Raw genomic sequence first — 26,343 nt, 5'->3', positions numbered from 1 at the left:
GTTGTCGTGGGCCGAACCGCTCAGCAGGCGATATCTGCGCGTTCATCGAACATTTATGCGTACTTAGTACAGTCTGTTCAGACTGACGCTCATTACGGAGGGGATGATGATCGCGACAGTATTCCGGAACGATGACTTACCGCCGGCGGAGCGATTCGAGGCATGGCGTGAGATGTCCGACCAGGCGTCCGTGCCCATGGAGATCCGCTGCGACCACAAGGACGACTTCCGTGCGGCAGCACGCACCGTGGTCCTCGATGCCGTCGACGTGTGCTACACGTCCATCCCGTCAGTGCGGGCCTACCGAACGCCGAGGCACATTCGGCGATCAGATCCGGAGCTGTACCACCTGCGCCTCAACGTGAGCGGAGAGACGGAACTGTCCCAGGCGGACCGGGAGACCAGGATCGGCGTACGGCAGTTCGCACTCTTCAACACCTCGCGGCCCTACCAAGGAGCCAACACCCAGGGCAGGGTCGACGCGGCGGTGGTCCGCTTCCCCCGAGCACTGCTGCCGTTCCCGGAGGCCAGAGTCGATGAGCTGGCGGCCCGGCGCCTCGACGGGCGCGAGGGGATCGGGGCCCTGCTCGCCGACTTTCTCACCCGCTTCGTCAAAGACGCGGACTCCTACCCGGCATCCGACGCCCCCCGCCTGGGCACGGCCCTGTTCGATCTGGTCACCGCGCTGCTCGCCCACGAACTCGAAGCAGAGAGCTCCGTGGCGCCCGAGAGCCGGCAGCGCGCCCTGAACCTGCACGTTCGGGCGTTCATCCAGCGGCACTTGGGGGACCCGGAACTGAGCCCGGCAGCGGTCGCCGCGGCCCACCACATCTCGCTCAGGTACCTGTACCGCCTCTTCGAACCGCAAGAGCACACCGTGGCCGCGTGGATTCGCGCCCAGCGCCTGGAACGCTGCCGCGCCGACCTCGCCGACCCCGCGCAGCGCGCCACTGCCATCCAGACCATCGCCACCCGCTGGGGATTCACCCACCCGGCCGACTTCAGCCGCGCTTTCCGCACCGCGTACGGCGTGCCGCCCCGGGACTACCGCCGAGCGACGCTCAGCGCATCGGCGTGCGAGCAGGGTTAAGGATCCGTGCACGCTGTGCCGAGGACTTCCCGGCGGCCGCTCGCGATGGTGAGTGCCCACAGGAATTCGGCACGGAACTCGTCACAGGCAGTCGTACGGGGATGACGACTTCCGGCATTCCACCTGACCTACCGTTTAGGGGGAACCATGCACCTTCGCAAGCCCCTGGCCAGCGCGGTATTAGGCGCCGCCCTGGTCGTCGGTTCACTCATGACGCCGGCCGCGCAGGCGGCCGAGAAGCCCGAGGGCGGCGCCAAGGCCGGCGCCAAGACCTGTCCCGCCGTCACCGCGTCGTCGAAGGTCGAATCGGGCTCGGTGTCCGGCATCCGCGCCGCGCTCGCCAGGGACGTCAGCCCGAAGGACGACGTACCCGAGTGCCCGCCCGCTGGGCGCGGATGGCGGTACATCGGCGAGTATTACTGGGCCAGCACCTGCACCAACACCGGCAACGGCGGAATCAACACTGGTGCCTGGAGGCAGTACCAGTGCACATGCGGCGGTGCCTTCAGCGACTACGAGCTCTGGGTGCGCTGACGCACCGGTGAACCACCCGTGGGTGCTCCGGCGTCGTCTACCAGCGATGTCGGAGCATCCGGCAAACGCGTCGATCGCGGTGTCGTACGTGCGAACACGCCGGCGCTGTCCGCGCAGCGTACGTCTTCGGCCGGCGCGGCTACAGCATCAGAGAGAGCTCATGCCCGCTCGCGAAGAGCCAGCACGCTGACCGCGCCGAGGAGTCCGAGCGCCGCCGAGACGCCGAGGGCGAGGTCCGCGCCGTCGGCGAGCGCGCCGGAGGACGTCACCACCGCGATGGTCAGCGCGACGCCCGCGCACGAACCGACGTAGCGGAAGGTCTGGTTGGCACCCGAGCCCATCGCGGCGCGGGCGGCGGGCACGGACTCCACGGCGAGCAGCGGCAGCGCGGCGTTCAGAAGGCCGCTGCCGGCGCCCGCGAGGACGAGGCCGGGCAGGAGGCGGTGCCAGGAACCGGCGCCGACCGCGCCGAGCATCGTCAGAACGCCGGCCGCGTGCAGGGCGAATCCGAGGGCGAGTTGGTGGCGCGGGGAGACCCGGCCGGCCAGTCGCCGTGCCTGCAGGGCGACCGCGAAGGAGAGCCCGGACCAGAGCAGGAACAGCCACGCGGTGTCCATGGCGGACAGGCCCAGGGCCTGCTGGAGGACCGCCGGCAGGAAGCTGAACAGGCCGATCACGGCGAGACCGGTGAACAGGCCGCCCGCGGAGGAGGCGAGGAAGCGGGGGCGGCGCAGCAGGCCCAGGTCGATCATGGGGGTCGCGGCGCGGTGCTCGACGAGGACGAACACGGCGGTCAGCAGGGCGGACGCGGCGAGCAGGAGGCCGACCGGTGCCCGCAGCCAGCCGTCTCGGCCCAGGGTGAGCGCGGCCACCAGGGAGACGAGGGCGAGGCCGAAGGTGAAGGCGCCCGCCAGGTCGGGGCGGCCGTCGCGCGGGGCGCGGGACTCCGCGAGCGTACGGACCCCGAACAGGGCGACGAGCAGAGCGGCGGCGCCCAGGACCACGTACGCCGCCCGCCAGCCCCAGGCGGCGAGCCCGCCCGCGAGCAGCGGGCCCGCCGCGATGCCGGCGCTCACGAACGCGCCCCAGACGCCGGTGGCCCGGATCCGCCCAGCGGCGGCCGGGAAGGCGTGTACGAGCAGCCCCAGGCTGCTGGCGAGGATCGCGGCGCTCGCCGCGCCCTGCGCGATGCGGGCCAGGGTGAACAGCCAGGTCGAGGTCGAGAGCGCGCCCAGCGCCGTGGTGACGCCGAGGGCGATCGTGCCGCCGAGGAAGATCCGGCGGCGGCCGTAGTCGTCGGCGAGGCTGCCCGCGACGAGGAGCAGCGCGGCGAGGCCGAGCGGGGTGCCGTTGAGCAGCCACGCCTGGGCGGAGAGCGGTGTGTGCAGGGAGGCGGCGGTGTCGGGGAGCGTGACCATCGGCGCGGTGTACGTCATCAGGGCCACCGCGGTGGCGACGCTGGCGAGGGCGAGGGTCGCGGTGGGGCGCGGGGGTGGCTCCGCGGGGGGTTCGTGGTGCGCTGCGGTGTCTGTGGGGTCGGCTGCGGTGCGGTCGAGCGGGGGCATGGCCTTTGCCCTTCCGGGACGGGTGGCAGGAGGACCGGGTCGGTTCAGTGAATGAACCTGACGCGATGCGTCGACCGTAGCACCCAAGGTTCAGTGAATGAATCAAGGTGTCGGAAAGTGGCTACAGTGGAGCCCATGGCTCTGGGCAAGGACTACGCCGCGCAGGAGTGCTCGATCGCTCGCGCGCTGGAGATCATCGGCGAGCGCTGGACGCTGCTCGTCGTCCGCGACGCGCTGTACGGGGTGCGGCGCTACAACGACTTCCTCGTCCACCTCCGCATCCCGCGCGCCGTCCTCGCCTCCCGCCTCCAGGCGCTCACCGCCGCGGGCATCCTCGAGAAGCGCCGTTACCAGGAGTCGCCGCCGCGCGACGAGTACGTCCTGACCGAGCGCGGGCGCGCCCTGTGGCCCACGCTCCGGTCCCTCGGCCTGTGGGGGCGGGAGCACTTCACGGAGACGCTGCTGCGCGTCTTCCGGCACGCCACGTGCGGTACCGAACTCGGCCCGTACGGCGAATGCTCCGCCTGTGGAACCACCGTCCCCCTGGAGGACGTGGAAATGGCACCGGGACCCGGACTCGATCCGGACCCGGAGGATCCGGTGAGCCGGGCACTGCTCAAGACCAAGAGGCTGCTTCAGCCGATCGAGACGGGTCCTGTATAGATGGATCCTGTATAACGGCAGGAAGCCCTGGAGTACGCAGGGAAAGCCATGGAACACGGAGCACGCAGGGAGGGAGTACAGCCGATGCCGCGGACTTGGGCGAACCTGAAGCCCGCCGCCGTGCTGCTCGTCCTCCTCCTCGAGGTGGCGCTCCTCGACACCGGCAGCCTCGCCGGCGCCGTCGCCTTCGCGGCGACCGCCGCGGCCGGTTCCGCGCTCGCCGCCTGTTCCGTCATCGCCTCGCGGCTCGCGCCCGCCGTGCCGCGCACCCGGGTGCGTACGGCCATCCGTGACCGTGAGCAGCGCACGGCGTTCCTGCCGCAGCGCGACCCCGACGCATCGGGGCGTACACGTCCCCGAGCCCCCGGCCGTCTCCTCCTGACGACCGCGTAGGGGAACTCAGCAGCACCCCAGCACCCCCCTCACCCTTCGCAGGTCGTCACGCCGACGTACGTCCATGTCCGTGCATCCCATTCCACGGACATCTCCCGGCGCGACGAGACCCACGGAGGGCTCATCCATGTCCACCTCCCTTTCCGCTTTCATGTCCGTTTTCGCCGGCCTCGTCGAGGGGCTGGCCGAGCTGCTCGAGCCGTTGTTCCAGGCGTCCGCGGCGGCTGCGGCGATCGTGCTGTTCACCGCGTTCGTACGGCTGCTCGTGCACCCCTTGTCGCGGGCCGCGGCGCGGGGGCAGCGGGAACGGGCGAAGCTGCAGCCGCAGATCGCCGAGCTGCGGAAGAAGTACAAGAAGAACCCCGAGAAGCTGCAGAAGGCCGTCATGGAGCTGCATGCCAAGGAGAAGGTCTCGCCGCTGTCCGGCTGTCTGCCGAGTCTCTTCCAGTTGCCGGCCTTCTTCCTGCTCTACCACCTGTTCTCCAACTCGACGATCGGCGGTGAGGCGAACGAGATGCTCGCGCACAAGCTGTTCGCGGCGCCGCTCGGGGGACGGTGGGCGGACGCGCTCGGCGAGGGTGGGGCGTTCGGGGCGCAGGGGCTCGTCTACCTCGGGCTGTTCGCGGTCGTCGCCGTCGTCGCGACCTTCAACTACCGGCGGACCAAGCGGCAGATGGCCGCCTCCGCCATGTCGGCCACGCCGGTCGTGCCCGAGAAGAGCGGCGAGCGGCAGCAGGTGCCGGGCATGGGGGCGGTTCTCAAGTTCATGCCGTTGATGTCCTTCATGACGCTCTTCACGGTCGCCGTCGTACCGCTCGCCGCCGCGCTGTACGTGGTGACCAGTACGACATGGAGTGCGGTCGAGCGGGCTGTGCTGTACCGGGACATGCCGGGGGCGGGAGGCGCCGCGATGGCGGCTGCCGCCGGGTAAAGATCCAGGGTGTAGGTCCAGGGTGTGAACCGGGTATTGCGGAGTGGACGTACAGCTTGGAGGATCGACCAGACCTCCGATGGCTGCCCGAGGGCTGTCCGATGGCTGTACCCATGGTTGGGAGATGGACCAATGAAGCTGCTGCGAGTCGGTACGGCGGGGTCGGAGCGGCCCGCGCTGCTCGACGCCGATGGGACGACCGTCCGGGATCTGTCCGGGCTCGTGCCGGACGTCGACGGGGCGCTGCTCGCCGACGACGCGGCGCTCGGCCGGATCCGGAGTGCGGCCGAGGCGGGGGAGCTGCCCGTGCTGGATGCGGCGGGGCTGCGGATCGGGCCGCCGCTCGCCCGGATCGGCAAGGTCGTCTGCATCGGCCTCAACTACCACGACCACGCCACCGAGACCGGCGCGGAGCCGCCCGCCGAGCCGGTCATCTTCTTCAAGGCGGCGGACACGGTCGTCGGGCCCCATGACACCGTGCTGGTGCCGCGTGGCTCGGTGAAGACCGACTGGGAGGTCGAGCTGGCGGTCGTCATCGGGCGTACGGCGCGCTATCTCGGCTCGCACGAGGAGGCGCTCGCGCATGTCGCCGGGTACGCGGTGGCGCACGACGTCTCCGAGCGCGCGTTCCAGATCGAGCGGGGCGGGACCTGGGACAAGGGCAAGAACTGCGAGACGTTCAACCCGCTGGGGCCGTGGCTGGTGACGGCGGACGAGATCGCGGACCCGCAGAGCCTGGCGCTGAAACTGTGGGTCAACGGCGAGCTGAAGCAGAACGGCAACACCTCCGACCAGATCTTCCCGGTCGCCGAAGTGGTGCGTTACGTAAGCCAGTTCATGACCCTCTACCCGGGCGACGTCATCAACACGGGTACGCCGGCGGGGGTCGCCCTCGGTCAGCCGGAGCCCAAGCCGTTCCTGCGGGCCGGGGACGTGGTGGAGCTGGAGATCGAGGGGCTGGGGCGGCAGCGGCAGGAGTTCAAGGACGCGTAGCGCCTCCGGCGGGGGCGGGAACAGCGGGGCTCGGCTTCCCGGCGTGACCGGGAGGCCGAGCATCTCGTTGTTTTGCGCGACTGCCCGCAAGCAGTGCGGCGGCGGGGAGGAGCGGCAATGGTGACTGTCCTCGAAGACGGATCGTGATGGCCGAGCAGGGCGACGAGCTCACCCTCGACGAGATGTTCGAGTGGCTTGAGCCGGCCCCCGAGGGCTTCAAGGTCATCACGCTCGGCACGGATGAATTCCCGCGTGAGGGGAAGGGCGGCGACGGCGCCGCCGGGACAGCCCTTACAGCCGGACGGTGACACCCTCCCGGGCCGACCGCCGCGCCGCCTCCAGTACGTCCAGTGCGGCAGCCGCCTCCAGGGCCGTGACCGGGTTCTCGCCGGTGCCTCGGAGGGCGGCGGTGACGGCGGCGTAGTAGGCGGGGTACGCGCCCGGCAGGGTCGGGACGGGGCGCCCGCCGCCGGTCAGGGGGGACTCGCCGGAGCCGATGCGGCCCCACAGGTCCTCGCCTTCGACGCCCCAGTCCTCACCGGCCGCTGGACGGTCGCCCTCGCGCAGGGCCGCCTCCTGCGGGTCCAGGCCGTACTTCACGTAACCGGCGGTCGAGCCCAGCACGCGGAAGCGCGGGCCGAGTTGGGGGGTGGTGGCGGAGACGTGGAGGTGGGAGCGGACGCCGTTGTGGTGCGTGATCGCGATGAACGTGTCGTCGTCCGCCCCGGCGCCTGGGCGGCGTACGTCCGACTCGGCGTACACCGAGGCCGCGGGGCCGAAGAGGACCAGCGCCTGGTCGACGACATGGCTGCCGAGGTCGTAGAGCAGACCTCCGATCTCTTCCGGGTCGCCGGACTCGCGCCAGCCGCCCTTGGGCTGCGGACGCCAGCGTTCGAAGCGGGACTCGAAGCGGTGGACGTCGCCGAGTTCGCCCTTGGTGAGGAGGCTGCGGAGGGTCAGGAAGTCGTTGTCCCAGCGGCGGTTCTGGAAGACGGAGAGCAGCAGGCCGCGTGAGTCTGCCAGCACGGCCAGCTCGCGTGCCTGCGCCGCCGTGCCCGCGATCGGCTTGTCGGCCACGACCGGGAGGCCCGCTTCGAGGGCGGCGGTGGCGAGCGGGACGTGGGTCTTGTTCGGGGAGGCGATGACGATCAGGTCCAACTCGCCAGCCCGGGCCCAGAGGTCATCGGGTGCGGTGGCGAGGCGGACGCCGGGGAACTCGCCGTCGGCCTGCTCGCGCCGCTGGGGATTCGCGGTGACGACCGTGTCGAGCACGAGGCCCTCGGTGGCGGTGATCAGCGGGGCGTGGAAGACGGAGCCCGCGAGGCCGTAGCCGACGAGGCCCACGCGGAGGGGGGTGCCGGGGGCTGTGCCCGTCGCCGTCGTGTCCGCCATGGTCCTCACCGTGCTCTCCGCCGTCTGTTCCACTGCTCCACAAACCGCCTCTGCTCCACAAACCGCCTCCACTTAAGCAACGCTGTTGCCAAAGGGCAAGCCGGGTGGACAATAGATACGTGAACAGGACGAATGCGGGTGAGACCAACGCCGGGGGCGCAGGAGGGATCCGGGCGACGGGGGCGAACGGCGCCACCGGGGTGAACCTGCTCTCGCTGCGCGGGCACAACGCGGCGCTGGTGCTCGACCTGCTGCGGGGCGCCGGCCGCGCGGGCGTCAGCCGCCTCGAGCTCGCGGAGCGTACGGGGCTGACGCCTCAGGCCGTCAGCAAGATCACCGCCCGCCTGCGGCTCGACGGGCTGGTGACGGAGGCGGGGCAGCAGCCGTCCACGGGCGGCAAGCCGCGCACGGTGCTGCGGTTGGTGCCGGAGGCCGGGCACGCGGTGGGGCTGCATCTCGAACGGGACGAGATGCGGGCGGTCCTGGTCGACCTCACCGGGGCGGTGGTGGGAGAGCGGCAGTCCGCGCTGGACCTGGGGGCGGGGGCGGAGACCGTGATGGCGATGATCGCGGCGGAAGCCGAGGGGGTCGTGGAGACACTGCTGGACGGGGCGTTGTCCGACGACGCACGTCGCAGTGCGCCTTCCACCGTCCTCGGTGTCGGTGTGGCGATGCCCGGACCTCTCGACCACACCCACGGAGTGCTGCACCGGGTCACCGGGTTCCCCGAGTGGGACGGCTTTCCGCTGCGGGACGTGCTGGCGCGGCGGCTGGGCGTGCCCGTCGTGCTGGACAAGGACACCAATGCCGCCGCCCTCTGTCTCGCGGTAGCGGGCGAGGTCGGGGCCTTCGCGTATCTCCACCTCGGTACGGGGCTCGGGGCCGGGCTCGTGCTCGGTGGGGAGGTGTACCGGGGGGCCCGTACCGAGGCGGGGGAGTTCGGGCATCAGGTCATCCAGCTGGACGGGCCGCTGTGCTCGTGCGGCAACCGTGGCTGCATCGAGGCGCTGTGCCTCGCGGCGGTCGAGCGGGGTGACGTGGACGAGGCGGCGCGCGTCCTCGGCGCCGGGGCCGCGAACCTCGCCGTGCTTCTCGACGTCGACCTCGTCCTGCTCGGCGGCCGTACCGTCGCCGCCCACCCGGAGCGTTTCGTACGGGGCGTCGGTGCCGTCCTGGACGAACTCGCCCAGCGCGAGGGCGCGATCAGCCCCGTACCGGTGCGGGTCGCCTCCGGCGGGGCGCGAGCGGTGGCGGAGGGCGCGGCGCAGCTCCTGCTGGCGCCGTTGTTCGGACGAGCGGAGGGGTGAGCGAGGCGGGGGAGTCGCTGGGCCGAAGGGATGGATTCCGTCGCCGAACGGGTGCCCGGTGAGCGTGGCGCGGTCGAGACCTCGCCCAACCCCTGGCAACGTCTCGTGTTTATGCGACTGTGCAAGGCCGTGCCCCTCGTCCCCCGCGTCGTCACGTCTGCCGCCCTCGCCCTCGCGACCCCCGCCCTCGTGTTCGTCGCGACCTTCGCGCCCGTCGCGCCCGCGCAGGCCCTCGCCGTGCCGGGGGCGGATCGTCAGCCCACCTGTGCCGGCTCCGGCAGCGCCGGCAGCCGGGAGTTCCCCGTGCGTACGCGGATCCACGGTGGGCCCGACGCGTACGGCGCCGGAGGCGGTTACCGGACCTGGTACCTCGACCTCACCAACACCACCGCCGACGTCTGCGGCAACATCCACCCGGTCGTCGTGCTCGTCGACGAGAAGCGAGCGCTGAAGCCCGCTCAGGCGCGGCTCGAGTTCTACGAGGGCGAGGGCGAGGGGAAAGCGGAGGGGGAAGGAGGAGGCGCGGCGAAGCGTGAGCGGGCGCACCCCGTCCGCCTCCAGCGGACCAGCGAGGCCGAGAACGTAGGCGTCTTCGACGACGGGTTCCCCGGCTTCACCGTCGCGCCGGGCGCGACCGTGTCCGTCACGGTGCGGATGGCGATCGCCGCGGACGCCGTGCCCAACGACGTCGTGGCGAACGCGGCCGTCGTCCAGCGGCATGACGACGACGGTGACTGGGTCGGGGCGTCGAACGACTACCGGTTCCGCATCGTCGCCGAGAGCGCCCCCGAAGCTGCCCAGACCACCCCCGAAGCCCAGAGCATCCCGGAAGCCAAGAGCACTCCCAAGGGCGAGAACACCCCCGGAGCGGAGACCGCTGCGGAAGCACCGGCCACTCCCGGAGGTGAGCCCACTCCCCAAGCGGAGCCCCCCACCGAAGCGGAGGGCGCCCGCACCCCCGAATCCGTGCACAGCGCACTGCCGTTCGACGAGGAGATGGCCGGGACGGGACTGAACTCGCCGCGCCGTCTGCTCGGGGCGGCGGCCGGTGCTTTCCTGCTGATCGGTGCCGGGGTCGGTGTCCTGCTCGTCGCCCGGCGCCGACGCTGAGCCCGACCGGACCCGCAAGGACGACGGCCCTTCCAGCGCAGGGACGACGGCCCCTCCAGCGCAGAGACGACCGCCCTTCCATCGCAAGGCCGACGGCCTCTCCGGCATGATCCGGCCGGTGGCTAGGCTGTGGACGTCGGCACACCGCTGTGGCGGCGTCCCCCCACACCCGCACGGCACCCGCAGACACGCAGCATCGCGTACGGCAGGAGACGGCACATGGCAGAGCGCAAGCCCATCGAATCGTGGCTCACCGACATGGACGGTGTGCTCATTCACGAGGGTGTGCCGATTCCCGGCGCCGACGCCTTCATCAAGAAGCTCAGGGACTCCGGAAGGCCCTTCCTGGTCCTCACCAACAACTCCATATACACCGCCCGTGACCTGCACGCCCGCCTCCAGCGGATGGGCCTGGACGTGCCCGTCGAGAACATCTGGACGTCCGCGCTGGCCACCGCCAAGTTCCTGGACGACCAGCGGCCCGGCGGCACGGCGTACGTCATCGGTGAGGCGGGCATGACGACCGCGCTGCACGACATCGGGTACGTGCTCACCGACCACGAGCCGGACTATGTGGTGCTCGGCGAGACCCGTACGTACTCCTTCGAGGCCATGACCAAGGCGGTCCGGCTGATCAACGGCGGGGCCCGGTTCATCTGCACCAACCCGGACGAGACCGGGCCGTCCTCAGAGGGCCCGCTGCCCGCCACCGGCGCCGTGGCGGCGCTGATCACCAAGGCGACCGGCAAGAAGCCGTACTTCGCGGGGAAGCCGAACCCGCTGATGATGCGCACGGGGCTCAACGCCATCGGCGCGCACTCCGAGACGAGCGCGATGATCGGCGACCGCATGGACACCGACGTCCTCGCCGGGCTGGAAGCGGGCATGGAGACCTTCCTGGTGCTGACGGGGCTGACCACGCCCGATGAGATCGAGCGGTATCCGTACCGTCCGTCCAAGGTCGTGGACTCGATCGCGGACCTCGTCGACCGGGTCTGAACCTCTGTGAATGTATGGGCATGGGTGGGCCCGCAATCCACCCGAACGGAGTAGCAGGCCCTCGCCCCGGATGCGCCGCCACGCCCCGGGGAGGAGTCTCCAGATGTCTGGAGGTTCACGATGAGCTCACTGCGACTCACTCTGTGTGCTGGTGCGGTGGTCGCCACCGCGCTCGGCCCTGTCTCCCTCCCACTCCCCGCCTCAGCCGCGTACGCGAGCGACACGGGCATTTCCGTGACGCCGTCGTTCCCGACCCCGGGTACCGACATCTGGCTGCGGGTGCGGGGCTGCGAGGGGAAGTCCGCCACCGCCAAGTCGAAGGCATTCGTCGCTCCGGCGCAGCTGGTCGGGAAGGGCGGTCTGCTGTTCGGCGAGACGCGGGTCCGCTCGAGGCTCACCCCCGGCACGTACGACGTCAAGGTCATCTGTGGTGACTTCGAGGAGAGGGCCAAGATCAGGGGCACGATCACCGTCGTACCGGACAGACACACCCACGAGCCCACCCACGAGCCCACCCACAAGCCCACCCACAGGCCCGAACCCAGGCCCGAGCCCGACAACGAACACGAAACCGAACCCGAAGAGGACGTGTGGGCGCCCGCGTCCCCCATGGCGCCCGTGCGCGCGGGTGGCGGCGGAACCGCCCAGCTGTCCGCGGTCGAGGACAGGTCGGAGGGGCCCGGCACCTGGCACGCGGTGGTCGGCCTGGTCCTGGCGGGCGTCGCCGCGGTGGCCGTGGCGGTACGCAGCGCACGCCGGGGACGCGGCGGCGGCACGGACTGACCGGCCATGTTCGAGTCCAACCGGGAGCGTTCCTCCGGCACCGGCCGCCTGATGATGGGCGTGGCTTGGGCACTGCTGCTGCTCGGGCTGTGGCTGTGGGGCCGTGAGGTGACCGACATCCGACCGGGGACGTCCGCGCCGACCACGGGGGACGTGGCGGCGGTGGGGCGTCCCCAGGGGGTCGAACTGCCCCCCGCCGCCCAGCCGTTGGGCAACGCGCGGCCACAGCGCGTGGACATTCCCTCGCTGGGGGTGCGGGCGCCGGTGGTCGCGCGCGGGCTCGACCCGCAGGGGGCCATCGATCCGCCGTCCTACAGCAACGCGGGAGCCGTGGGCTGGTACGGGGCCGGTGCGGAGCCCGGCGCCGAGGGGGCCGCGCTGCTGGTGGGCCATGTGGACACCGAGACACGGCCCGCGGTCTTCTACCACCTCAGCGAGGTGCGGCCCGGTGCGACGGTCCGTGTGATCCGGGACGACGGCACGGTGGCCGAGTTCACCGTGGATGACGTACAGGTCTTCGCCCGGGATCGCTTCGACGCACGGAAGGCATACGGGGTACGGCAGTCCGGGCGTGCGGAGCTGCGACTGATCACCTGCGGGGGCACGTTCGACGGGGCAGGCCGCGGCTATACGGCGAACGTGGTCGTCTCCGCCTACCTCACGGGGACGAGGGCGTGAGCCCCGCGGCCGGCTAAGAGGGTGCCGGGCGCTCGCGCGCCAGCCCCTCGGCGTCCTCCGTGCCCTCGATCACCGTCGTCGCCACGTCGTGGAGGGGCAGTCGGTGGCGGCGCGCGTACTGGCGCAGCGCCGTGAACGTTTCGTCGGCGCCGGTCCGCCAGCGCTCCGCGAGCATGCCCTTCGCCTGCTCGATACGGACGCGGCTGGAGAGGGCCTGTTGCAACTGGCTCGTCAGGGTGCGGTGCCGCGCGACCGTACGGTGGTTGGTCAGCCCGACGGCGGCCGCGTCGGCCAGGACCTGCGCGAGGCGCAGTCCCGACTCCCGGTCGGGCGCCGGATGTTCGCCGTCGGCGGGGACGAAGACGTTGAGTGCGCCGAGCCGTGTCCCGTTCCGGCGCAGGGGCACCGCGAACGTGGTGTCGATGTCGTAGCGCAGCGCCTGCTGCGTGAAGTCGGGCCAGCGGGAGGACGCGTGCGCCGCGAGGATCGCGATCGGCGGGACCGGCTGACCGGTGCCATAGCTGTCCAGGCAGGGACCGCTGTGGTGCTGGACCTCCAACAGGTCCTGGGCGAGCCGCTGTTGGCGGCTGCTCACACCCAACGACACGGTCTCGCCGCCCTCGATCAGCATGATGCCGGCGGCCGAGGCACCCAGGAGGTCCACGCAGTGGTCCGACAGCCGTTGCAGATACAGCCCGGTGTCGAATGCCTCGGACAGGGTGTCCGCGGCTTCGAGCAGGGCCGCCCCCAGCCGGGTCTCCCGGATGCGGTGGTGCATGTCGAGCCCTCCCCAAGGCCTGCGTCGGCACGCCCCCGTCCGTCCGGCGCCTACCCTTCCCGCGGAAGGCTGTAACAGCTGCCCGACAAGGTTCGACCGCAGGCGTGGGCGTGGCGACACGTATGTCAGGATTGGTGCTTCGGACAGTGCGCCCATGGGGGGAGTTGGATGTACGGGAGCAGGGGGGCCGGGGCCAGAGCGTGCGTGGCGGTGGCCGGAGCGGTGCTGCTGTTCACGGGGTGTTCGTCGTCGGGGGGCGACGGTGACCCGGAGGAGTCGGCCGGCAAGGTCAGCCAGCAGCCCAAGAGCAAAGACCCGTACTGGGTCAACCCGGACGGGAACGCGGCCGAGCAGGTGACCACGTACGAGAAGGACGGCAAGGACGACGACGCCGAGCTGATACGCAAGATCGCGGAGCAGCCCGTAGGCGAGTGGCTCACTCCGGAGAACGCCGAGAAGGAGGCCCGCGGCTTCACCGAGGCCGCCGCGAAGGCCGACCGGGACGCGCTGCTGGTCGTCTACAACATTCCGCACCGCGACTGCGGTCAGTTCTCGGGCGGCGGCGCCGCGGACGGCAACGAGTACCGGGCCTTCATCGACAAGGTGGCCAAGGGCATCGGCGACCGAGGCGCCACGGTGATCCTGGAGCCGGACGCCGTCCTGCACATGGTGGACGGCTGCACGCCCGAGGAGTTCCACGAGGAGCGTTACGACCTCCTCAAGGGGGCCATCGAGAAGTTCAAGTCGCTGAAGAACACGAAGGTCTACCTCGACGCGGGCAACGCGGGCTGGGGCAAACCGGACCAGATCTTCGAGCCGCTGCAGTGGGCGGGCGTCGACCAGGCCGACGGCTTCTCGGTCAACGTCTCCAACTTCTATACGACGGCGGACAGCAAGAAGTACGGCCAGGAACTGTCGGCGAAGGTCGGCAACAAGCCCTTCGTGATCGACACCAGCCGCAACGGCAACGGGCCGTACACGAAAGGCGATCCGAAGGAGAACTGGTGCAACCCGCCGGGCCGCGCGCTCGGCGAGACACCCACGACGAAGACCGGCGACGACCTGATCGACGCTTATCTGTGGGTCAAGCGCCCCGGCGAGTCCGACGGCACCTGCAAGGGCGGCCCGAAGGCGGGCGAGTGGTGGCCTGAGTACGCACTGAAACTGGCGAAGGCCTCCGGCTGACACCAGGAAAAAGGTGGGCCCCCGCGCACAGCGCGGGGGCCCACCTTTTTAGGGGCGTCAGCGAACCAAGCGGAGCGCTACGGAACCTTGATCCACTGCGCCTTGCTCGGCGTGCCCTGTTCGTCCGTCACGAACAGCATGTACCAGCCCGAGGGGACGAGGTTCCGGCTCTTCGGGATCGTCACCGTGACGCCGTCCTCCGTCTTCTTGAGGTCCAGGGCGATGGACTTCTGGTCGACGTCGGTGACGTGCGTAGAGGCGCTCGGGCGCATCAGCCGTGCCGTCTTGATGGCTGCGGCGTGCTGCGAGGTGAACGTCGCCGACGCGCCGCGCTTGACGGTCTTGGGGCCGCCGGACAGCGTGGGCTGCGAGTCCCCGTAGAGATACGGCGGCGTGTAGATCTCGATGCGCTGCTCGAACTTGCCGGGCTTGGTGTTGGCCTTGTCCGAGTAGAGCGAGTCCGAGCCGAAGAACATCAGCCGGCCGTCGGGCAGCAGGATCGAGCCGGAGTGGTAGTTGCGGCCCACGAGCGGATCGGCGACCCGCTTCATCTTGCCGGTCTTCGCGTCGTACATCCGCGCCTGGAGGATGTTGGAGTCACCGCGGCCGCGGTAGTCCTCGGAGCCGCCGGAGATCAGCACGGTGTCGTCGGGCAGGACCGAGGCCTGCGGGTAGCGGGTGCCCTTCTCCAGGGACGGGCCGTCCGTGAACTTCGGGTTGTCGGCCAGCAGATCGATGACGCGGGTCTTCTCGCTGGACTGGTCCGACTCGCCGACCCCGCCGCCGCCGATCACCATGTACTTCTCGTCCTGCGCGGGCGGCAGCAGCACCGTGCCGGAGGTCTCCATCAGCTTCGGGTCGCTCAGGCCCTTCAGCTTGGTGAACTTGTTGGACTCCACGTCCCAGACGCCGGGTTCGCGGCCCACGTCGTCCGGGCCGTAGCCCGCGTTCGAACCCGAGTAGAAGATCTTGCCGTTCAGCATCGGGAACAGCGCCGGGTACGTCGGGAACTGACGGAGCTTCTTCGTGTACGTCCACTTCTTGGTCTTCGGATCGAAGACCTCGTTCTTGCCCGGCACCAGCTGGCCGATGTCGTCCAGGCCGGAGACGCTGAGGATCTTGCCGTCGGACAGGGTCGTCAGGGTCGGGTACCAGCGCGCCTCCTTCATGGGGTCGACCTTGATGTACTTCTCGGCGACCGGGTCGAACTCGTAGGCGTCGCGGATGCCCTGGAAGTCCTTCTTGTCGAGGGCGAGCTTCTGCGCGATGCCGTACGTGTTGCGGGCGGCCGCGCCGGACAGGCCCTGGATGCGGTAGTTGTCCTCGGTGCCCGTCTCGTACTTCTTGCCGCTCCGCTGTGCCTCCACGTAGATGCGGCCCAGGCCCGGTTCATTGCGCAGGAACTTGCCGGTCGCCGGGTCGAACTTCTTCTCGGCCCGCTCGATGACGACCGGGTCCTTCGACACGAACGTCTTGCCGTTCTCCTTGCCGGTGAACTTGGTGCCGGCGGGCAGCGTGATCGGCTTGTCCGGGTTCTCGTTGTGCACGATCATCAGGCCGCCGGCCTTGGTGACGTCACCCTTCAGCTTCTCGTACCGCTTGGTGCCGCCCGCGATCAGCAGATTGCCGTTGGGCAGCTGCGTATGGCCCGTGCAGAACAGGTCGGCCGGCGTGGGGACCTTCTTGATCGTCTTCTTGACCGGGTCCCAGACGCGGGTGTCGAACTTCTTCGCGTCGAAGTTGTCCTGGTTGTTGCCCGAGCCAGCGATCAGCAGGATCTTGCCGGTGTGCAGGAGCGCGGCGTGAATGGTGTTCAGCCGGTACTCCTCGGGGAACTCGACTATCTCCCACCTGCCGTTCTCCGCCTTGTACTCGGGCCGGTTGATCGCGTACTCGTGGTACTTCTCCGACCCGAAGCGGTAGAGCGCCGGTCCGTTCATCCCGGCCAGCGCTAGTACCACCGCCGCGCCTATCGCGATGCGACGGGCACGGCGGTGGCTGGAACGGTCTTTCATTTCTTGCGTCCCCCAAGGGCGATCTGCATGGTCTGGTCATTTCCCCCGTTCGAGGCCGCCCAGCTGGGCTTGTGCTGCGGCGCATGGCGCGGCGCGTGCTGGGCGGGCAGCGGCTGTGGTGGGGTCACGGCGTCCTGCGGCTCCGCCGGGGCCGGCGGCTTCTTCCGCTCCTGCCGCATCATCCAGCGCCACGCGAAGATCGGTGACGCGGTGATCAGCATCGCGAACGTCGCCCAGATGATCATCGCCGGGTGGGAGTGGCCGAAGTAGAAGCCGGCGCCGATCGAGCCGCCGAAGATCAGGATGAAGTACCAGTGGTACCGGAAGGTCCCGAACCACGTGTCCGGGCTTGCCGAATCGCCCTTGGGGGTGACCACGAACTTGCTCTTGCGGCGCAGTACGGAATCGATCAGCGCCTTCGCGTAGAGCGGCGCCGACAGTGCGGACATGATCATGCCGGCCACACCGCCGGAGCCCTCCGGCTCGTGCGGCGAGACGTTGTGGCGGCGGTTCCAGACGTAGAGACCGATCTGGAGGGCGGACGCGTTGCCGTACAGCATCAGCCAGATCGCCGGGTCGATGTTCACACCCGAGGCACCCAGGCCCAGGAACAGCGCACAACTCAGCGCCGCCAGAAGCCAGTTGAGGGCCGACATCGGGTAGAAGATGATCATCATCGTGTAGTTGAAGAGCTTGCTCGGCGGCAGCGAGTACCAGCCCTTCCAGTACTGCTTGAGGATCGTCTCGTAGGTACCCCGCGACCAGCGCATCTGCTGGGTGAAGAAGTCCGTCCAGGCGTTCGGGCCCTCGCCGACCGCGAGCACGTCCGGTGTGTAGACCGAGCGCCACTTCTTGCCCGTCGCCGGGTTCTTGTGGCGGTGGATCTCGAAGCCCGTCGCCATGTCCTCGGTGATCGAGTCGTACAGACCGCCGATCTGCTTCAGCGCCTTGATGCGTACGGCGTTGGAGGTGCCCACGAACATCGGTGCGCCATAGGCGTTTCCGGCCCGCTGGATCAGGGCGTGGAAGAGGAACTGCTGCGACTCGGCGGCCTTGGTGATGGGGTTGTCGTAGTTGCCGTAGACCTGCGGGCCGATCACGAAGCCGACGTTCGGGTCACGGAAGAAACCGAGCATCCGCTCCAGGTAGTTGGGCAGCGGGACGTGGTCGGTGTCGACGGAGGCGAAGTAGTCGTAGTTGTCGCCGTGCGCGTCCAGCCAGGCGTTGTAGTTGCCGTGCTTGGTCTTGGCGCGGTGCGGGCCCTTGGCCTTGTTCCACTTCGCGACGCCCTTGCGGGAGAAGTGGTGCACGCCCAGGCGCTCGCAGACCGCCTTCACCTCGGGGTCGTCGCCCTCGTCCAGCAGCCAGACATGCATGAGGCCGCGGTGGCGGATCTTCACCGCGGCTTCCAGGGTCTTCGTCACCATCTCCAACGGCTCCTTGCCGGGCACGAAGGAGGTGAGGAAGGCCACTCTGGTGCCGGTCTCGGGCACCACCGGGATGGGATCGCGGGCGACCAGCGTGGCGTGCGCGTTCGACAGCACGTTCATGCAGCGGAAGAACTCGATCAGACCGATCGAGACGAGCATGACGATGTCGAGGTACTCGAGGTAGGCGTTGGGCACGTAGTCGCGCTCGGTCCAGTGCTCGGGCTGGAGCAGCCAGCCGAGCAGCACGAGCGAGAGCAGCGGTGCCGCGCCCAGCATGAGCGCCGCACGCAGGCGGTGCGGCTCCTGCGAGAGCAGCGAACGGTACTGCACCTTGTACGGCTTGGTCGGGTCGGGCTGGGTGAGCGGACCCGCGAGCCGGCTGTAGTGCTCGTAGTCGTATCTCGGCAGTGCCTTCTTGATTCTGCGGAAGCTGCCCGTCCGGTGTGACGGCACCCTGAGCTGGGTCGTCTGAGACGCGTCGGAGTTGTGCCGGGCGCCCGTCGGCGTCGACGTCATGAGTCATTCCCCCCACACGCAAAGCACGCGTGCTCGTTGTTCCGTTCGCCCGCTCAGCGTCCCCCTCGACCTTCACAGGCGTATCAACTGTGGGCCCCCGCCACCACATCCCCCACACTCTATAGACATGGGACAGCACCCTTCCGGTTGCATGATGCTTCCACTCGGCATCGCTTCATGAACGGGGCCCCCATCCCCGTCTCGATCCCGCAACCGGTTCCAAGCCCCCAACTGCGGTGTCACCGCAGCTCTTCATAATCCAGGGTTCAGGGTTCTACGGCGTTCGGCATGATCGCAAGATGCGAAACGCGGTGTTTACCGGTCATTCGCGCTAATTGGGACGCCTGTTGGTCTCGTTTGCTGCCGTTGCGGTCACTCGTGTACGGATGTGACCGAAGTGTTCTCGTATCGACTCTTCCGCTCGTACCGCATCCCCGGAACGCACCGCGTCGAGAATCTCCCGGTGCTGCCGACAGGTGACCTTCGGATCCTGGGGCAGCTCCACGAGGTCCGTGCGTACACGGTGAAAGGCGTCCCAGAACGCCTCCAGGACCTCGCTCAGGAGGAGGTTGCCGAGGCCGCGGTAGAGGGTGGCGTGAAAGGCGCGGTCGGTCTCGGCGAGACCGGTGCCGGCGGCGGCCTCCGCGTCCATGCGGTCGACCAGCGCGTCCAGTTCGGCGAGATCGTCCTCGGGGACACGTCCCGCGAGCCGGGAGATGAGGCCGGTCTCGACGGCCTCGCGCAGCTCCAGAAGCTGAAGCAGGCTGTCCTCGCCGCGGTAGTGCCCGGCGACCGTACGGAAGGCGAGGCCCTCGATCATCGGCGCCATCGACATCGGCCCGACGTAGGTCCCGAAGCCGTGGCGGATCTCGACGATGCCCATCGCCTGGAGCGCCTTCAGCGCCTCGCGCACGGAGTTCCGGCTGACGCCCAGGAGCTCCATCAGCTCGGGCTCGGTCGGCAGGGTCGCCCCCGAAGGCAGCCGACGGTCGATGATGAGCTTCTTGATCCGTTCCTGCAGGTCGCGCGCCATGGCGAGAGGGTATCGGGGGGCGGGGCGCCTGGGACCGGGCGTTCGCGGGTTGCCGCTCCCGACGCGTGCCGCGGGGGCGTGGGGGGGGCGCGAGGGCCGCGTACATCGTTCGGACCGTCAACATGCGACGCGCGAGGAGCGTTGAGAAACTGACGGTCGTGCAGAAGCGCGGACATTTCCACGTGGAGTTTGAGGGGTTTCGCATGGCTGCTCCGGCATTCGAGGAATTCGATCCCGCGAGTGACTGCGACTGCCCTGGATGTGTGCACTGGCGACGTGTCAGGCCGCATTCCCTGCCCGGTTCGTTCGGTGGGCACCCGGCCGCCCACCGGGCGCTCGTCGTCGCGGCCGTGGCGGGCACGGCGCTCGGTGCCGGGCAGGCGGTGCCGGCCGTCGCCGTCACCGCCGCGCACGCACCGCTGCTCCCCGGCGTCGTCGCAGATGAGGAGCCCGACACCCCGCAGGGCAGCAAGGCCCCGCTGCACGGGCCCGCGGGTGCCGCGGCAACGGCCAAGGCGCCTCTGACGACGCGGGCCGAGATCATCAACCGGGCGAAGAAATGGGTCGCCGCGAAGGTGCCGTACAACATAAGGGCGTACTGGTCCGACGGTTACCGACAGGACTGCTCGGGCTTTGTCTCGATGGCCTGGAATCTGGGCGCGAACGAATGGACGGGCAGCCTCGCACAGTACGGCGTCCGCATTTCCCGGAGCCAGCTCCAGCCCGGCGACATTCTGCTGTTCCACAATCCGGCGGACCCCCAGAAAGGCTCGCACGTCGTGATTTTCGGCGGTTGGACGGACTACACGCAGACCCATTACCTCGCGTACGAGGAGGTCCGCCCGCGCGCCCGCGGGCAGGCCACTCCGTTCGCCTACTGGAGCCAGTCGAACCGCTATGTGGCCTACCGCTACAAGGGGTTGCGGGCGGCGGGGACGGGCGGTGCGAGTCCCGGTGCTTCGTCTCCGTCCGCGCGGGCCTATCCCGGCCGGGCCGCCTTCGGTCCCGGCGCGAACAACGCGTACGTCACCCAGCTGGGCCGGATGCTGGTCAAGCGGGGAGCCGGTCCCTACTACACCTCGGGGCCGGGCCCGCGCTGGACCGACGCGGACCGGCGGGCCACCCGGGCGTTCCAGCTGGCTCAGGGCTGGAGGGGGGCCGACGCGGACGGGCTGCCGGGGCCGACGACGTGGTCGTACCTGGTGAACGGGAAGGGCAAGGACATCAGGGCCGGGAGCGCGGGGAGTGCCGGGAAACCCGGTGGTGCCGGGAGCACCGGGAGCACCGGGAAGCCCTTGCCTCCCGCCGGGGGCGTCGCCTCGCACGGCGTTCCCGGTTATCCGGGCCGGAGCCTGTTCCGTCCCGGTGCGAACAACGCGTACGTCACCCAACTCGGTCGGCAGCTCGTGAAGAAAGGTTTCGGCAAGTACTACACGAGCGGTCCCGGACCGCGCTGGAGCGAGGCCGACCGGCGCAACGTCGAGGCTTTCCAGCGCTCGCAGGGCTGGCGGGGCGGGGCGGCGGACGGCTATCCGGGGCCCGAGACCTGGCGGCGGCTCTTCTCCTGACGGTTACCGGACGAACACCGACGACTTACCGACTGCTGACCGGCGGCCCACTGGCGGCTGACCGGCGGCTCACTCACTGCTGACCGGCGGCCCACTGGCGGGCCGAACGGCGGCTCACTGACGGTCGGCCGGCGGCTTACTGACTGCTGACCGGCGGCTCACCGACGGCTGGCCGACGGCTTACCGCGGCTTTCCCGACGGTTTTTCCTCACTGGTTCGCTCCGCGTTCTTTGCGCGGGCTCACCACGGTTCTTCCTAGCGCGGAGGTATGGAGGTACGGATGGGCACGACTACTTCGCAGTCCCAACAGTCCCAACAATCCCAGCAGTCCCGGCAATCCGAGCTGTACGACCAGTACGAACAGGGCGAGCGATCTCGGTATGGCGAGCAAGCCGGGCACGGCGAGCAAGCCGGTCCGGTCGGCCCGGTCGAGCAGGCCGGCCCGGTCGAGCAGAGCGGCCCGGTCGAGCAGAGCGGCAAGAACGAGCAGGGCGAGCAGGGTGGGCAAGGGCCTGAAGGGCCCCGGCCGTCCGACTGCTCTCCCGAGGCCGGGACCAGGGGTGCTCGGCTCATTCACAACGAGGTGACCATAGAGATTCCGGTTCACCAGTTGTTCCGGGACGAGCCCGAGCCCGTCTCCATGCCGGCCGGCGCCTCCGTGATCGGGCGGCGGCGCGGTACCGGTGAGCAGCCGCGTATGGCCTGGCGAACGCCGGTGACACCGCGGCCCGTGCCGGTCGTCGACCCCGACCTCGCCGAGTATCCGGCGCGTGTGCTGCCCGGAGCGGTCGGTGCGCTGGCCGGTGGCGCCGGGGTGGCCGGGTCCGCCGTCTCGGCCTGGTGGGCGGGTCTGGTACCGCCGGAGGCGCTGCAAGCGATGGGTCTGCCCGTGCTCGCTGGTGCCGAGCCCGGTATCCCGCAGTTGGCGACGCTCGTCGGTGCCGCGGTGCTGGGGCTCTTCGGGTTCGCCGGGCTGTCGCGCGGGAGGAGCGAACGAGGCTGGGTGCTCGACCTCTTCGGGCGCTACCGGGGCACGATTCGGCGTACCGGGCTCATGTGGGTGAACCCGTTCCTGATGCGCCGCCGGATCGATGTGCGGCTGCGGCACTGGCGCAGCGAGCCGATGGCCGCGGTCGACGCGAACGGGATCTCTCTGCGCGTCGTCGTGCTCGTCGTGTGGCGGGTCGAGGACACCGCTCGTGCCGTGCTCGGGGTCGAGGATCACGAGCGGTACCTGCAGGAATGCGTGGAGGCGGGGCTCAGCCGGGTGCTCGGGCAGTTGCCGGCCGACATGGCCGGCGTGTCCGCGGCCAAGGACGTCGAGGCCGTCGGCGACGCGCTGACCCGGATCGTGGCCGCGGACGCGGCGGCGATCGGGCTGGAGGTGTTCTCGGCGCAGCCGGCCCAGATCGAGTACGCCCCCGAGGTCGCGCCCGGGATCCAGCGCCGCCGGATCGCGGCGCTGGACGCCAAGTACCGCGACAGGTTCCTCAGCTCCGTCGTCGACTCCGTGGAGGACACGGTGACGCAGCTGACGACGCGCGGGCTCGTCGAGCTCGACGAATACGAGCGCAAGGCCCTGGTGAAGGACCTGACAGTGGCGTTCTATACAGGGCATGGAGATCGCTGACCGTCGCCCACTGACCAGGCTCGCCGCCGACGCCTGGAAACTGACCGCCCACGTGCCGCGCGCCGTGGTGGGCCTCGCTGGCCCGCCCGGCGCCGGCAAGTCGACCCTCGCCCGCGCCCTGGTCGCGCAGATCGGCGAACAGGCCGCCTATCTTCCGCTCGACGGGTTCCACCTCTCCAACCGCCAGTTGGAGAGGCTGGGCCTGACCTCCCGCAAGGGATCGGAACCCAGCTTCGACGTACGGGGATACGTCGCGCTGCTGCGCCGGGTCCTGACGGACACCGGCGCCGACATCTACGTACCGGACTACGACCGCACCATCGACGAGCCCGTCGCCGCACGGCACCTGGTGCCGCCCGCCGCCCGGCTGGTGGTCACCGAGGGGAACTACCTCGCCTGCGATCTGCCGGGCTGGCGGGACGCGTACGCGCTCATGGCGGAGTGCTGGTACGTGGAGGCGCCCGGGGACGTACGCCACACGCGGCTGGTGGAGCGGCAGTTGGCGGGCGGACGGACCGAGGAGGCGGCGCGGGACTGGGTCGCGACGAACGACGACCCGAACGGGGAGCTCGTGGAGAAGTCGCGGGACCGCTGCCACCGGCTCGTCTCCACGGTGGGGACGGACATCCCCACAGCGGGGACGGACATCCCCGCGATTGGTATGGACATGTTCAAGGGGCCGCAATAATCTGAAGCTTGGTCTAGACCTGAATCACAGGCTCACCGCATCGCGATGCGCACGCACAGCTCACGGAACTTCCCCACGTTCTCAGGAGCGGCAGCATGCGAAAGAAGACCAAGTGGTACGCGGCCGTGGTCGGCCTCGCCACCACGGGAGCGTTGGTGCTCTCCAGCGGCGGCGCCAGCGGCCACGGCTACACCGACCTCCCCATCAGCCGGCAGAAGCTCTGCCAGAACGGCACCGTGACCAACTGCGGCGCCATCCAGTGGGAGCCCCAGAGCGTCGAGGGCCCCAAGGGCTTCCCGTCGGCCGGACCCGCGGACGGCACGATCTGTTCCGCGGGCCACAGCAACTTCGGCTCACTCGACCAGCCGAAGACCCCGTCCGGCGGCGCCTGGCCCACCACCAAGGTCACCGGCGGCCAGAGGTACACCTTCCGCTGGCAGTTCACGGCGCGGCACTCCACGACCGACTTCAGGTACTACGTCACCAAGAACGGCTGGAACCAGAACGCCCCGCTCACCCGGGCGGCCCTGAACACCACGCCGTTTCTGACCGTCCCCTACAGCGGTCAGCCGCCCGCGACGCTCTCGCACAGCGGCACCCTGCCGTCGGGCAAGAGCGGGCACCACGTCATCCTCGCGGTGTGGACGATCGCCGACACGGGCAACGCGTTCTACGCATGCTCGGACGTCACGTTCTGAAGCCTTCGGGGCTGGCAGCTCTGAGCGTCCCTTGAGGATCTTCGGCACCCCTCGCGGGTAGGTTCCACGCACGCCACCCTTCGCGATCGGCGAGGTGGTGTGCGTGGAACCGAACGACGGGGGAACGAGATGGAATTCTTCGTGCTGTTCCTGCTGCTGGTGCCGGTACTGATCCTTGCCCTCGTGGTGTTCTCCATGGTCAAGGTGATCGGCCGTACGCGCGAGGTCAGGCGGGCCTGGACCAGCGGTCTGACGGCCCAGGCGCGCTGTCTGCGGACGTACACGACGACCAGTGGCGGCGGCGGAAACACCTCTGTGAGTACGAGGCTGCACCATGTATACGAGTTCATGACGTGGGACGGCCGCGTCATCCGCTTCGACGAGGTGAACGGGCCTTCCACCAGGGTCGAGGGCGATCTCGCACTCGTGTACTACACCGCCGACCAGCCGGAGCGAGCAACGGCCCACGCCCCGAGCCGAGGGAGGCTCTCCGTGGGCACGGGCCTGACGGTGGGGTGCTTCGGTGTGGTCATCGCCTTCTGCGTCGTCTTCATCGCCGTCGTCCTCGTCGTTTTCGTGGCGCTCGCCTCCTGACCCGCTACTCCTGACCCGCTACTCCAGACTCGCTCCTACTGACCCGCCGCTGCTGACTCGGTCCTCCCGGACCTCCCTATCTGACGCATCGTCAATTATGGTGCGCCCATGGGGTCCAAGAGGTGCACCGTCGCGGAACTCGTGCAGGAGCAGTGGGGTGATCACCGGCCGGGGCTGTGGTTCGAGGAGCGGGTGCTGACCCACCACCAGGTGGCGGCGGGTGCGGCGGCGCGGGCGGCGCTGCTGGCGGACCTGCTGCCGCCCGGCGCGGAGCCGCACCTCGGCGTCCTGCTCGACAACACCCCTGAATATCCCCTGTGGTTGAGCGGGGCGGCGCTGGCCGGGGCCGCGGTCGCCGGCATCAACCCGACCCGGCGCGGCCCCGAACTGGCCCGCGACATCCTGCACACCGAATGCCGCGTCCTGGTCACCGAACGCGCCCATCTGCCCCTGCTCGACGGGCTCGAACTCCCGGGCGTACGGCTGCTGGTGACCGACACGAAGGCGTACGAGGAACTCCTCGCGCCGTACGAGGGCGCGCGGCCGGACCCCTCGAAGGCCACTCCCGGCAGCCGCCTTCTGCTGTACTTCACCTCCGGCTCGACCGGTGCGCCCAAGGCGGCGATCTGCTCGCAGGGGCGGCTCGCGGCGGCCGGGTGGTCGCTGGTGGACCACTTCGGGGTACGCGCGGACGACGTGCACTACGTCTGCATGCCGATGTTCCACGGCAACGCGGTGCTCGCGGACTGGGCTCCCGCGCTCGCGGCGGGCGCGGGCGTCGCGCTGCGGCGACGGTTCTCGGCCTCGGGATTCCTGGGGGACGTACGGGCCTTCGGGGCCACGTACTTCACGTATGTGGGGCGGGCCGTGCAGTACATCCTGGCCACGCCCGCCCGCGCGGACGACCGCGACAACCCGCTGCGGACGGGCTTCGGGACGGAGGCGGGAGCGGTGGACGCGGCCGCGTTCGAGGAGCGGTTCGGGGTGCGGCTGGTGGAGGGGTACGGGTCGTCCGAGGGCGGTGCCGCCATTCAGCGGACTCCCGGTACACCGGCGGGGGCGATCGGGCGGGCGGCACCCGGGAACGACCTTGCCGTGGTCGATCCGATGAGCGGGGCGCAGTGCCCGCCGGCCGTCCTCGGGTCGGACGGACGGCTGCTGAACGGGCGGGACGCGATAGGGGAACTGGTGAACCGCGCGCCCAGCCCCTTCGAGGGCTACTGGCGCAATCCGGAGGCGGAGCGGGCGCGGGAGCGGGACGGCTGGTACTGGACCGGGGATCTCTTCTTCCGGGACGCCGACGGGTTTCTGTACTTCGCGGGGCGGACGGACGACCGGCTGCGGGTCGACAGCGAGAACCTGGCCGCGGCGATGATCGAGAACATCCTCGCCCGGTACGGGGACGCCGCCGCCGTGGCGGTGTACGCGGTGCCGGACCCGGTGGCCGGTGATCAGGTGATGGCCACGCTGGCGCTGCGGGACGGGGCCGTCTTCGATCCGGCGCGGTTCGACGCGTTCCTGCTGGCGCAGGCCGACCTGGGGACGAAGATGGCGCCCCGGTTCGTTCGGGTCGTCGAGCGCATGCCCATCACGGCCACCAACAAGATCCACCGGGTCGGCCTGCGGCGGGAGGGGTTCCGGTGCACGGATCCGGTGTGGTGGCGGCCGCCCGGGGAGACCACGTACCGGCGGCTGGGCGCGGAGGACGTGGCGGGGCTGGAGGCCGAGTACCGGGCTCGGGGGCGGGAGGAGCTGCTGGCCAGGTAGCAG

At 70.0% G+C, this 26,343-nt stretch carries 25 protein-coding genes; 19 read left to right on the top strand and 6 right to left on the bottom strand.

The features are described from left to right. Positions 1-172: 172 nt before the first annotated feature. Positions 173-1,090 (top strand): AraC-like ligand-binding domain-containing protein, encoded by a 918-nt coding sequence (locus tag FE633_RS18360; RefSeq protein ID WP_246113686.1) that lies wholly within the window; start codon positions 173-175, stop codon positions 1,088-1,090. A 147-nt stretch (positions 1,091-1,237) separates the two neighbouring features. After that, positions 1,238-1,624, top strand: a complete 387-nt coding sequence (locus FE633_RS18355; RefSeq protein WP_138046248.1) for a hypothetical protein — start codon at positions 1,238-1,240, stop codon at positions 1,622-1,624. Between the two features lie 158 nt (positions 1,625-1,782). Here FE633_RS18355 and FE633_RS18350 read toward each other — a convergent pair whose 3' ends face one another. Beyond that, entirely contained in the window at positions 1,783-3,189 is a 1,407-nt protein-coding gene (locus tag FE633_RS18350) for an MFS transporter (RefSeq protein ID WP_138046247.1), read from the bottom strand. 135 nt (positions 3,190-3,324) lie between these two features. Between FE633_RS18350 and FE633_RS18345 the strand changes: the two genes are divergently transcribed. The 5 genes from FE633_RS18345 to FE633_RS49760 all read left to right on the top strand — a co-directional run bounded on the left by FE633_RS18345 (position 3,325) and on the right by FE633_RS49760 (position 6,477). Then, positions 3,325-3,852 carry a winged helix-turn-helix transcriptional regulator gene (locus FE633_RS18345; protein ID WP_138046246.1) on the top strand — a complete coding sequence of 176 codons (528 nt, stop codon included), beginning with the start codon at positions 3,325-3,327 and terminating at the stop codon, positions 3,850-3,852. A gap of 84 nt (positions 3,853-3,936) precedes the next feature. Beyond that, positions 3,937-4,245, top strand: coding sequence for a DUF6412 domain-containing protein (locus FE633_RS18340; RefSeq protein WP_138046245.1), 309 nt, complete (start codon positions 3,937-3,939; stop codon positions 4,243-4,245). A gap of 127 nt (positions 4,246-4,372) precedes the next feature. Further along, positions 4,373-5,176: a YidC/Oxa1 family membrane protein insertase gene (locus FE633_RS18335; RefSeq protein ID WP_425473189.1), complete on the top strand. Its 804-nt coding sequence runs from the start codon at positions 4,373-4,375 to the stop codon at positions 5,174-5,176. Between the two features lie 132 nt (positions 5,177-5,308). Further along, positions 5,309-6,169 carry a fumarylacetoacetate hydrolase family protein gene (locus FE633_RS18330; RefSeq protein WP_138046244.1) on the top strand — a complete coding sequence of 287 codons (861 nt, stop codon included), beginning with the start codon at positions 5,309-5,311 and terminating at the stop codon, positions 6,167-6,169. A gap of 146 nt (positions 6,170-6,315) precedes the next feature. After that, positions 6,316-6,477: a hypothetical protein gene (locus FE633_RS49760; protein WP_425473188.1), complete on the top strand. Its 162-nt coding sequence runs from the start codon at positions 6,316-6,318 to the stop codon at positions 6,475-6,477. Here the strand turns inward: FE633_RS49760 and FE633_RS18320 are convergent. Next, positions 6,461-7,561, bottom strand: coding sequence for a Gfo/Idh/MocA family oxidoreductase (locus FE633_RS18320; protein WP_138046243.1), 1,101 nt, complete (start codon positions 7,559-7,561; stop codon positions 6,461-6,463). The two genes, FE633_RS49760 and FE633_RS18320, sit on opposite strands and share 17 nt — an antisense overlap. Positions 7,562-7,680: 119 nt before the next feature. Between FE633_RS18320 and FE633_RS18315 the strand changes: the two genes are divergently transcribed. The 5 genes from FE633_RS18315 to FE633_RS18295 all read left to right on the top strand — a co-directional run bounded on the left by FE633_RS18315 (position 7,681) and on the right by FE633_RS18295 (position 12,438). Then, complete coding sequence (locus FE633_RS18315) at positions 7,681-8,868, top strand: ROK family transcriptional regulator (RefSeq protein ID WP_138046242.1); 1,188 nt, start codon at positions 7,681-7,683, stop codon at positions 8,866-8,868. A gap of 30 nt (positions 8,869-8,898) precedes the next feature. Then, a complete protein-coding gene (locus tag FE633_RS18310) occupies positions 8,899-9,978 on the top strand; it encodes a hypothetical protein (RefSeq protein WP_246113685.1) in 1,080 nt (359 codons plus the stop codon). Between the two features lie 219 nt (positions 9,979-10,197). Then, complete coding sequence (locus FE633_RS18305; protein WP_138046241.1) at positions 10,198-10,977, top strand: HAD-IIA family hydrolase; 780 nt, start codon at positions 10,198-10,200, stop codon at positions 10,975-10,977. A gap of 120 nt (positions 10,978-11,097) precedes the next feature. Next, entirely contained in the window at positions 11,098-11,760 is a 663-nt protein-coding gene (locus FE633_RS18300; protein ID WP_138046240.1) for a hypothetical protein, read from the top strand. 6 nt (positions 11,761-11,766) lie between these two features. Further along, positions 11,767-12,438, top strand: coding sequence for a class F sortase (locus FE633_RS18295; RefSeq protein ID WP_138046239.1), 672 nt, complete (start codon positions 11,767-11,769; stop codon positions 12,436-12,438). Between the two features lie 13 nt (positions 12,439-12,451). On the opposite strand, the gene FE633_RS18290 is transcribed toward FE633_RS18295, so the two are convergent. Continuing rightward, the gene (locus tag FE633_RS18290) at positions 12,452-13,216 is read right to left on the bottom strand and encodes a GAF and ANTAR domain-containing protein (protein ID WP_138046238.1); all 765 of its coding nucleotides are present in this window, start codon (positions 13,214-13,216) and stop codon (positions 12,452-12,454) included. A gap of 168 nt (positions 13,217-13,384) precedes the next feature. Between FE633_RS18290 and FE633_RS18285 the strand changes: the two genes are divergently transcribed. Then, positions 13,385-14,401: a glycoside hydrolase family 6 protein gene (locus FE633_RS18285; protein WP_138046237.1), complete on the top strand. Its 1,017-nt coding sequence runs from the start codon at positions 13,385-13,387 to the stop codon at positions 14,399-14,401. 77 nt (positions 14,402-14,478) lie between these two features. On the opposite strand, the gene glxA is transcribed toward FE633_RS18285, so the two are convergent. From glxA to FE633_RS18270, 3 genes are all read right to left on the bottom strand, one after another. Further along, the gene (glxA, locus tag FE633_RS18280; protein ID WP_138046236.1) at positions 14,479-16,416 is read right to left on the bottom strand and encodes a radical copper oxidase GlxA; all 1,938 of its coding nucleotides are present in this window, start codon (positions 16,414-16,416) and stop codon (positions 14,479-14,481) included. Beyond that, the gene (locus tag FE633_RS18275; RefSeq protein WP_138046235.1) at positions 16,413-18,362 is read right to left on the bottom strand and encodes a glycosyltransferase family 2 protein; all 1,950 of its coding nucleotides are present in this window, start codon (positions 18,360-18,362) and stop codon (positions 16,413-16,415) included. Before FE633_RS18275 ends, glxA begins: the two co-directional genes overlap by 4 nt. Positions 18,363-18,693: 331 nt before the next feature. Then, complete coding sequence (locus FE633_RS18270) at positions 18,694-19,395, bottom strand: FadR/GntR family transcriptional regulator (RefSeq protein WP_138046234.1); 702 nt, start codon at positions 19,393-19,395, stop codon at positions 18,694-18,696. Between the two features lie 203 nt (positions 19,396-19,598). Between FE633_RS18270 and FE633_RS18265 the strand changes: the two genes are divergently transcribed. From FE633_RS18265 to FE633_RS18240, 6 genes are all read left to right on the top strand, one after another. Beyond that, the gene (locus FE633_RS18265; RefSeq protein WP_138046233.1) at positions 19,599-20,963 is read left to right on the top strand and encodes a peptidoglycan-binding protein; all 1,365 of its coding nucleotides are present in this window, start codon (positions 19,599-19,601) and stop codon (positions 20,961-20,963) included. A gap of 280 nt (positions 20,964-21,243) precedes the next feature. Then, a complete protein-coding gene (locus FE633_RS18260; protein ID WP_246113684.1) occupies positions 21,244-22,593 on the top strand; it encodes an SPFH domain-containing protein in 1,350 nt (449 codons plus the stop codon). Then, on the top strand, positions 22,580-23,281 hold the full coding sequence (locus FE633_RS18255) for a nucleoside/nucleotide kinase family protein (protein WP_138046232.1): 702 nt from the start codon (positions 22,580-22,582) through the stop codon (positions 23,279-23,281). The genes FE633_RS18260 and FE633_RS18255 overlap by 14 nt, the downstream gene beginning before the upstream one ends. A gap of 95 nt (positions 23,282-23,376) precedes the next feature. After that, the gene (locus tag FE633_RS18250; protein WP_138046231.1) at positions 23,377-23,979 is read left to right on the top strand and encodes a lytic polysaccharide monooxygenase auxiliary activity family 9 protein; all 603 of its coding nucleotides are present in this window, start codon (positions 23,377-23,379) and stop codon (positions 23,977-23,979) included. Positions 23,980-24,108: 129 nt separating this feature from the next. Next, positions 24,109-24,573 (top strand): DUF3592 domain-containing protein, encoded by a 465-nt coding sequence (locus tag FE633_RS18245; RefSeq protein ID WP_138046230.1) that lies wholly within the window; start codon positions 24,109-24,111, stop codon positions 24,571-24,573. A gap of 108 nt (positions 24,574-24,681) precedes the next feature. Further along, complete coding sequence (locus FE633_RS18240) at positions 24,682-26,340, top strand: AMP-binding protein (RefSeq protein WP_138046229.1); 1,659 nt, start codon at positions 24,682-24,684, stop codon at positions 26,338-26,340. Positions 26,341-26,343 lie beyond the last annotated feature (3 nt).

Source organism: Streptomyces montanus (genome assembly GCF_005786655.1).
Lineage (GTDB): Bacteria > Actinomycetota > Actinomycetes > Streptomycetales > Streptomycetaceae > Streptomyces > Streptomyces sporangiiformans.
The sequence above is the reverse complement of the archived record's forward strand: the minus strand, read 5'-3'. Positions and strand labels throughout refer to the sequence as shown.